The sequence below is a fragment of the Limnohabitans sp. genome, from assembly GCF_046052825.1.
Taxonomy (GTDB): domain Bacteria; phylum Pseudomonadota; class Gammaproteobacteria; order Burkholderiales; family Burkholderiaceae_C; genus Limnohabitans.
The window spans coordinates 1-8,288 of sequence record NZ_JAVLFP010000053.1; the positions used below are offsets into that span (position 1 = coordinate 1).

The window sequence follows — 8,288 nt, forward strand, 5'->3', positions numbered from 1 at the left end:
CACCGAGATCTACACGAGCCTTATCGTCGGCAGCGTCAGATGTGTATAAGAGACAGGTTCCAGATGTTGGAGCGAAAACACACCGCCAACCCCAAGGCGATCAACAGCAGAGGTGTGGCCTTGACCAACAACTCCGACAAGGCATACACGCTTTTGATGGGCTCCCAAAAAAACACCGCCAAGCCGCGCAGTGGGTCTTTGTCCAGGGCTAAAAACAACAACACGCCCAACACCACCGTGATGGCCAGCGCCATCACCGGCGAGGCGTAACGCCACAGGGCCGAGGCCTGGGCACGGGGTTCAAGCCGCAGCATGGGGCGCCTCCTTCTGAGAGGGGTCTTGGGTGGGGCTGTCCCACAAGCCACTCATCCACGCGCCGATGCGCGACACACTGGCCTCTTCGCGGCTCAGGGCGGGCGAGAGCCGCCCATTGGCGATCACATGCAAGCGGTCTGACAGCTCCAACAATTCGTCCAACTCCTCACTCACCACCAACACCGCACAACCGGCCTCGCGCAGCGCCAGCAAAGCGGCGCGAATTTGCGCCGAAGCCCCCACGTCCACGCCCCAGGTGGGTTGCGAGACGATCAGCAATTTGGGCGCAGCCTCGATCTCGCGCCCCACCAGAAACTTTTGCAAATTGCCACCCGACAGCGACCGCGCGGGCGCATCGGGCCCACCGGCTTTGACTTGGTAACGCGCAATGATGGCTTGCGCTTGATCACGCAAGGCCGCTAAATTCAACCAACCCAAACCGCCTTTTTTGGACACCGCCTCATGCCGCGTGAGCAACAGGTTTTGCGCCAAGCTCAGGCTGGGCACAGCCCCTCGACCCAAGCGCTCTTCAGGCACAAAATGAAGTCCCAACTCGCGCCTTCGCTCAGGTCCCCAGTGGCCAATGGCTTGGCCTTGGCAGCGAATGCTGTTGCGCGTGGCACGTGTGTCTTCGCCCGACAGGGCATACAACAATTCACGCTGGCCATTGCCCGACACGCCGGCAATGCCCACCACTTCGCCTGCGCGCACCTGCAAATCGATGCCCTGCAAGTCCACCCCAAAAGGGTCGGCACGCGTCAAGCGAAGGTGGTCGACACGCAGCACCTCGGGCCCCGGTTGCTGGCGGCGCACACCCAACTCAGGGGGCAAGCTACCAATCATCAACTGGCTCAATGAGGCGTTGGTTTCTTGGCGCGGGTCGCACACCCCGGTGACACGCCCTGCCCGCATGACGGTGCAGGCGGTGCACAACGCACGGATTTCGTGCAGCTTGTGGCTGATGTACAAAATGCTGCGCCCTTCGCTGGCGAGTTGGCGCAACACCACAAACAACTTCTCCACCGCCTGAGGTGTGAGCACCGAGGTGGGCTCATCCAAGATCAACAGCTGGGGGTTGGTCAACAAAGCGCGGATGATCTCGACACGCTGCATCTCCCCCACGCTCAAGGTGTGGACCGGGCGAATTGGGTCAATGTCCAAGCCGTATTGCGACGCGGTGTCGGTGATGCGCTGGCTGACTTGCGCCAAGCTGAGCGACTTGTCCAAACCCAGCCACACGTTCTCGGCCACGCTCAAGGTGTCAAACAGGCTGAAGTGCTGAAACACCATGCTGATCCCCAAGCGCCTGGCCTCTTGCGGGTTGCGGATATGGACCGGCTTGCCTTGAAAAAGAATGTCTCCGGCATCGGGCTTGACCGCGCCGTAGATGATTTTCATGAGCGTGGATTTGCCAGCGCCGTTTTCGCCCAAGACGGCGTGGATCTCGCCGGGCTGCACCACCAAGGAAACCCCATCGTTGGCCACCACCGCCGGGTAGCGCTTGGTGATACCTTGCAAAGATAAAAGAGGATGCGACATCGGTTGGCTGTATGTTTGCACTAATCTTGCTTGAGAAGTTGGAACTATGACGTTGGACCTATGACCAAGCAAAAACCATCCCCAGCCGCTTTGAAGCCGCAAACACTGGTGTTTGTCCGACGTGGAGAGGCTGTGGCGCTGAACAATGTACCACCGGACCGCACGCTGCTTGACCTGCTGCGCGAGGACTTGCGCAGCTGCGACACCAAGGAGGGCTGCGCCGCAGGGGACTGCGGCGCCTGCACCGTGGTGGTGGCCCAAGCCTGCGGTGGCAAGCTGGCCTACCGCGCCGTCAACAGCTGCATTCGCCCCGCGCATTCGGTGCATGGCCTGGCGGTGTGGACAGCGGGCGACTTGGCTGCCACACCCGGCAGCCTGCACCCGGCGCAACAAGCCATGGTCGATCACCACGGCTCGCAATGCGGCTTTTGCACCCCCGGCTTTGTGATGAGTCTGTTTGGCCTGTACCAAGACAGCGTGTGCCAGGGCCAAGCCGTGAACCGCGAACAAGCGCAGCACGCCCTGTCTGGCAACCTGTGCCGCTGCACGGGCTACCGGCCCATCGTGCAAGCGGCCTGCCACATGGGTGACTACCCGGTGCAACGTGTGGATGAGCCCGCCGTGTTGCACGCGCTGGCAGGCATTGAACCGCGCGGCGCAGATGCCGACTACGGGCTGCCCGAACGGCTAGAAGACTTGCTGCGCGCGCGTAGCCAGTCACCCCAAGCCACCCTCATCGCGGGGGCCACCGACGCAGGCCTGCAGTTGACCCAGGGCCGACAACGTTGGCGCCAAGTGATTGACCTCAGCCGGGTGGCTGAATTGCGCGTGGTGGAGGACTACCCCCACCACATCGCCATCGGTGCAGCGGTGAATTTGCAGCACGCATTCGAGGCGCTGGCACAAGAGCGCCCGCACGTGCAGGCCTTTGCCAACCGCTTTGCGGGCTGGCCGATTCGCCAGTCGGGCACCTTGGGCGGCAATGTGGCCAATGGCTCACCCATTGGCGACAGCATGCCCTTGCTGATTGCGCTGGGTGCGCATGTGGTCCTGATGGCGTGGCGACGCGGGCGCATCGTGCACCGCGAATTGCCGCTGGAAACACTCTACACCGGCTACCGACAAAACCTGATGGCCCCCGACGAGGTGCTGTGCTGGATCAAGGTGCCACGCCCCACGCCGCACGAATGGCTGGGGGCCTACAAAGTGTCCAAGCGGGTGGAAGACGACATCTCAGCCATCTGCCTGGTGGTGCAACTCCAGCGCCAAGGCCAGCGCATCACCCAAGCCAGCATCGGCGTAGGGGGCGTGGCCGCCACGCCCGTGCGCGCGGTTCACACCGAGGCCGCACTGCGCGGACGCGACTGGACGCCAGACACCGTGCAGAAGGCGCAAGCCGTGCTGCGCCAAGAATTTGAGCCCATCTCCGACATGCGCGCGAGCAGCGCCTACCGCCGCGAGGTGTTGGGCAATTTGTTGCAACGCGCCTGGCTAGAAAGCACAGGCCAGACCGAGATTCGCTTGGAGGACTTGGCATGAACACCCCCCTCACGCGCCAAGCAAGCGCCGATCGGAAAAGCGCTGATCACGAAAGCGGTGTTCAGATCAAGGCTTTTGACGAAACCGTTGACGGGGGAAACGCTTTCCACGAAAGCGCCGTGCACCATGTGCAAGGCAGCGCCGCCTACATCGACGACATCGCCCTGACCGAAGGCACGCTGCACGCAGCCCCCGTGCTCAGCACCGTGGCCTGTGGTCAGGTGCGCGCCCTCGACCTGAGCGCCTGCCTGCAAGCCCCCGGCGTGCGCGGTGTGGTGACGGCCGCCGACATCGTGGGCGACCCGGTGCTGGCCGCCTACACCCACGACGAACCGATCTTTGCCAGCGAGCGCGTATCGCACGTGGGCCAGGTCATGGCCCTGGTGTTGGCCGACACCCACCAACAGGCCTTGCACGCCACACGCTTGGCACGCATCGACGTGGCCGCCGAGCCCCCGGTGCTGGATGCGCGCACGGCCCTGCAGCAGCAGTCGTTTGTGTTGCCCCCCGTGCACGTGCGCAGCGGCGACACCGAGGCGGCCTGGGCACAGGCCCCACACCAACTCGTGGGCCAGTTGGAGATTGGTGGCCAAGAACACTTTTATTTGGAAACCCAAATTGCCTATGCCGTGCCACAAGGCCAGCAGCAATGGCTGGTTCATTCCAGCACCCAACACCCGGGCGAGGTGCAGCACTTGGTGGCCCATGCCTTGGGGCTGCCGCTGCATGCGGTGCGGGTGGTGTGCCGTCGCATGGGCGGCGGCTTTGGCGGCAAGGAAACACAAGGCGGTCACCTGGCCGTGTGGGCCGCCGTGGCCGCGCACAAAATGAAGGGGCCGGTCAAGATGCGGCTGGTCCGGGGGGACGACATGCTCATCACCGGCAAGCGCCACCCGTTCAGCCACGACTACCAAGCCGCCTTTGACGAACAAGGCCAACTGCATGGCCTGCGCTCGGTGCAAATGGTGCACAGCGGACACAGCGCCGATCTGAGCGGCCCGGTGGCAGACCGCGCGATTTTTCACACCGACAACGCCTACTTTTTGCCGGCTGTGGACATCACCTCCTACCGCTGCAAAACCAACACCCAAAGCCACACCGCTTACCGTGGCTTTGGCGGCCCACAAGGGGTGCTGCTGATCGAAACCGTGATGGGTGACATCGCACGTGCGCTGCACCTCGACCCACTCGATGTGCGCCTGCGCAACCTCTATGGCGTGCAAGACCGCCACACCACGCCCTACGGCATGCAGGTCGAAGACAACATCTTGCACCCCTTGATGACGCGCCTGGCCGAGGACTGTGACTACCGCGCCCGCCGCGCCGCCCTGGCCGAGTGGAACGCGCAGCACACGGTCATTCAGCGCGGCATGGCGCTCACGCCCGTGAAATTTGGCATCAGCTTCACGGCTACACACTTCAACCAAGCAGGTGCCTTGGTGTCGGTGTTCACCGATGGCAGCGTGCTGGTCAACCACGGCGGCACCGAAATGGGCCAAGGCCTGCACACCAAGGTGTGTGGTGTGGTGGCGCAGGTGTTTGGCTTGCCCCTGGCGCAGGTGCGCATCAGCGCCAGCGACACCGACAAGGTGGCCAACGCCAGCGCCACCGCCGCATCGAGTGGCACCGACTTGAATGGCCGTGCCGCACAAACCGCCGCACTGTCTGTGCGCAGCAACTTGGCCCAGTGCTTGGCCCAACGCGATGGCTGCACGCCAGAAGAGGTGGTGTTTGCCCACGGTGAGGTGCGCACCCCGCACACCACACGCAGCTTTGTGCAAGCGGTGCAACTGGCTTACCAGCAGCGCGTGCAACTGTGGAGCGACGGCTTTTATGCCACACCCAAAATCCATTACGACCGCCACACCCTCACGGGCCGTCCGTTTTATTACTTTGCCTATGGCGCGGCGTGCAGCGAGGTGGCCATTGACACCTTGACGGGCGAGTACCGGCTGTTGCGCGTGGACATCTTGCACGACGTGGGCCAGTCGCTGAACCCGGCCATTGACGTGGGCCAAATCGAAGGTGGCTTTGTACAAGGCCTGGGCTGGCTCACCACCGAAGAATTGGTTTACAACAGCGCGGGTGTGCTGCAAACCAAAGGGGCCAGCACCTACAAAATTCCCACCGCCGCCGATGTGCCCGAACACTTTGCCGTGTCGCTGTGGCCCGAGGCCAACCGCGAAGACACAGTGGGCGGCAGCAAGGCCGTGGGCGAGCCGCCCTTCATGCTGGCCATCAGCGTGTACGAGGCCTTGCGCGAAGCCATTTCAGCCGCACGAGGCGACAATTCAGCCGTACAACTTGACACACCGGCCACCCCCGAACGCGTGCTGCACGCCTTGAAGCACCCATGACCCCAACACCCCCCAGTGCCCAGCGCACCGATTGGCGCGGATGGCGCGCCGCCCTGCTGTGGTTTGCCGACAGCCAGCACGCCACGCCCTCGCATGAGACCGATGGCCTGCTGGTCACCGCCCGCGACGCCGACGGCACGGTGCGCGTGCAAGCGGTGGGCCAGTACGCCAGCTTGATCGGCCACTACCCCGATCTGGCGGTGACGCACTTTGCAGACCACCTGATTGCGCCGGGCTTTGTGGACCTGCACATCCACTACCCGCAAACCGATGTCATTGCCTCACCCGCCGAGGGCTTGCTGCCTTGGTTGGAGCACTACACCTTTCCGCACGAGCAGCAGTTTGCCGACCCGGCGCACGCGCGCGGCGTGGCCCGCTTTTTCTTGGATGAGTTGATGCGTCACGGCGTCACCACCGCGCTGACCTTTGCCACCGCACACCCAGCGTCGGTGGACGCCTTCATGATGGAAGCACAAGCCCGCGACTTGCGCATGATCACCGGCAAGGTGCTGCAAGACCGCCACAGCCCCGAGGGCTTGCGCGACCGCGACACCGCGCAAAGCCTGCAAGAGACCGAGCAATTGATTCAACGCTGGCACGGCGTGGACCGCTTGGGCTACGCCATCACCCCGCGCTTTGCCCCCACCAGCACGCAGGCGCAACTGCACGGCGCGGGCGAGTTGGCACAGCAACACCCCACGGTGTGGATTCAGTCGCACGTGGCCGAGAACCTGGACGAAGTGCGCTGGGCGCATGAACTCTTCCCCTACGCGCGCAGCTATCTGGATGTGTACACCCAGGCGGGTTTGCTGCGCGAGCGCGCGGTGTATGCGCACTGCATCCACCTCGACGACACCGACCGCGCCTGCATGGCCGAGCGTGGCGCGGTGGCCGCCATCAGCCCGACCAGCAATTTGTTTTTGGGCAGCGGCTTTTTTGACTACGCCAGCGCCGACCGCTGTGGCTTGCGCTACGGCCTGGCCAGCGATGTGGGCGGCGGCACCAGCTTCAGCACGTTTCACACCATGCACGCGGCCTACACCGTGGCACGCCAGGCCGTGGGACGTGCAGGCCTGAGCCTGAGCCCCGCGCACCTGTGGTGGCAGCACACCGCAGGCGCCGCGCGGGCCCTGGGGCTAGACGGCGTGGTGGGCAATTTGCAAGTGGGCTGCGAGGCCGACTTTGTGGTGCTCAACCCACGCGCCACTCCGCTGCTGGCACGCCGCAGCGCGCAAGCCGAGTCACTGGCCGAGTGGCTGTTTGCCTTGGTGGTGCTGGGTGATGACCGGCTGGTGGCGCACACGGTGGTGCAAGGAGAAACCTTCAAGCCTGGGCCAAACCTTGCTGAAGACGCATGTGTCGCATGAAGATACAATGGCAGCGTGATTAAAACGTTCAAACACAAAGGGCTACAGGCTTTCTTTGAGAGGGGCAGCAAATCTGGCATCCAAGCTGCTCACGCAGCAAAGTTGTCGAGACTTCTGTCACGTTTGAACGAGGCCACACACGCCCAAGATATGAACTTGCCTGGTTGGCGCTTGCACCGACTGAGTGGCGCACATCTTGGGGGCCACTACTCAGTTTGGGTCAATGGCAACTGGCGAATCACGTTCACCTTTGACGGCTTGGATGCTGTCTTGGTCGACTATTTGGATTACCACTGAAGGACCACCATGCATAACCCACCCCACCCCGGCCTGACCTTGCGTGATGACGTGTTGCCCGCCCTGGGCTTGGGCGTGAGTGAAGCTGCGCGCCAACTGGGCGTATCACGCGTTGCGTTGTCGCGCGTCATCAATGGCAGAGCGGCCATATCGCCCGATATGGCGCTTCGCCTGCAAGCATGGTTAGGTTTAGAAAACGGAGGCGACGCCAAGCTGTGGCTCGCAGAACAAACAGCCTACGACCTCTGGCAAGCTGGCAAAGGTTTGAAAAAAGAACTGGCAAAACTCAAACCCGTATTAATGCCTGCATGATCACTCAAACCATGAATAAAACCATCACCTTCACCCAACAGGTCGAGTTTGGCGACTGCGACCCGGCCCGCATTGTCTGGTTCCCCAATTTCTTTCGCTGGATCGATGCGGCCTCACGCCACTTCTTTGTGCAATGCGGTGTGCCGCCTTGGCATGAGACAGAAAAGACGCTGGGCGTCATTGGCACACCCTTGGTGGATACGCATGCACGGTTTGTCAAAACCGCCAGTTATGGCGATGTGCTGCAAATCCACACCCACATTGCTGAGTGGCGTGCCAAGAGCTTTGTGATGCGCTACCGCATCATGCGCGGCGACGATCTGATCATGGAGTGCGACGAGGTGCGCATCTTCGCGGCGCACCGTGAGGGCGACAACGCCTCACAGCCCGGCATTCGCGCCGTTGCCATACCAAGCGAAATTCGCAGCCTTTGCGAGTGAACTCACAGCACCAACAAGGCGCGAAAGTCGTTGACGTTGGTGAAGGTGGGGCCGGTGATCACCAAGTCGCCCAGCGGCTCAAAAAAACCATAGGCATCGTTGCGGTCTAGATACGCCGAGGG

At 62.8% G+C, this 8,288-nt stretch carries 8 protein-coding genes and 1 pseudogene; 6 read left to right on the forward strand and 3 right to left on the reverse strand.

The genetic code is table 11. From position 1 onward, the window contains the following. Positions 1-53: 53 nt before the first annotated feature. Together ACKWJN_RS08840 and ACKWJN_RS08845 are read right to left on the reverse strand one after the other, a co-directional pair. Positions 54-314: pseudogene (locus ACKWJN_RS08840) on the reverse strand (ABC transporter permease); the annotation flags it as partial. After that, positions 301-1,854, reverse strand: a complete 1,554-nt coding sequence (locus tag ACKWJN_RS08845; protein WP_408596100.1) for an ABC transporter ATP-binding protein — start codon at positions 1,852-1,854, stop codon at positions 301-303. The gene ACKWJN_RS08845 and the pseudogene ACKWJN_RS08840, both read right to left, overlap by 14 nt. A 60-nt stretch (positions 1,855-1,914) precedes the next feature. On the opposite strand from ACKWJN_RS08845, the gene xdhA reads away from it, so the two are divergent. Genes xdhA through ACKWJN_RS08875 form a run of 6 tightly spaced genes read left to right on the forward strand, consistent with a single transcriptional unit; the run spans position 1,915 to position 8,166 of the window. After that, positions 1,915-3,393, forward strand: a complete 1,479-nt coding sequence (xdhA, locus tag ACKWJN_RS08850) for a xanthine dehydrogenase small subunit (protein WP_408596102.1) — start codon at positions 1,915-1,917, stop codon at positions 3,391-3,393. Beyond that, the gene (xdhB, locus tag ACKWJN_RS08855) at positions 3,390-5,750 is read left to right on the forward strand and encodes a xanthine dehydrogenase molybdopterin binding subunit (RefSeq protein ID WP_408596104.1); all 2,361 of its coding nucleotides are present in this window, start codon (positions 3,390-3,392) and stop codon (positions 5,748-5,750) included. Before xdhA ends, xdhB begins: the two co-directional genes overlap by 4 nt. After that, complete coding sequence (gene guaD, locus ACKWJN_RS08860; protein ID WP_408596106.1) at positions 5,747-7,117, forward strand: guanine deaminase; 1,371 nt, start codon at positions 5,747-5,749, stop codon at positions 7,115-7,117. Before xdhB ends, guaD begins: the two co-directional genes overlap by 4 nt. Before the next feature lie 15 nt (positions 7,118-7,132). Beyond that, positions 7,133-7,414 (forward strand): type II toxin-antitoxin system RelE/ParE family toxin, encoded by a 282-nt coding sequence (locus ACKWJN_RS08865; RefSeq protein ID WP_100147827.1) that lies wholly within the window; start codon positions 7,133-7,135, stop codon positions 7,412-7,414. A 9-nt stretch (positions 7,415-7,423) separates the two neighbouring features. Next, complete coding sequence (locus ACKWJN_RS08870; protein WP_408596109.1) at positions 7,424-7,726, forward strand: HigA family addiction module antitoxin; 303 nt, start codon at positions 7,424-7,426, stop codon at positions 7,724-7,726. Continuing rightward, entirely contained in the window at positions 7,723-8,166 is a 444-nt protein-coding gene (locus ACKWJN_RS08875; protein ID WP_408596111.1) for an acyl-CoA thioesterase, read from the forward strand. The genes ACKWJN_RS08870 and ACKWJN_RS08875 overlap by 4 nt, the downstream gene beginning before the upstream one ends. 2 nt (positions 8,167-8,168) lie before the next feature. On the opposite strand, the gene ACKWJN_RS08880 is transcribed toward ACKWJN_RS08875, so the two are convergent. Further along, positions 8,169-8,288, reverse strand: a 120-nt coding sequence (locus ACKWJN_RS08880; protein ID WP_408596113.1) for an MOFRL family protein, incomplete at its 5' end; no start/stop codon positions are given.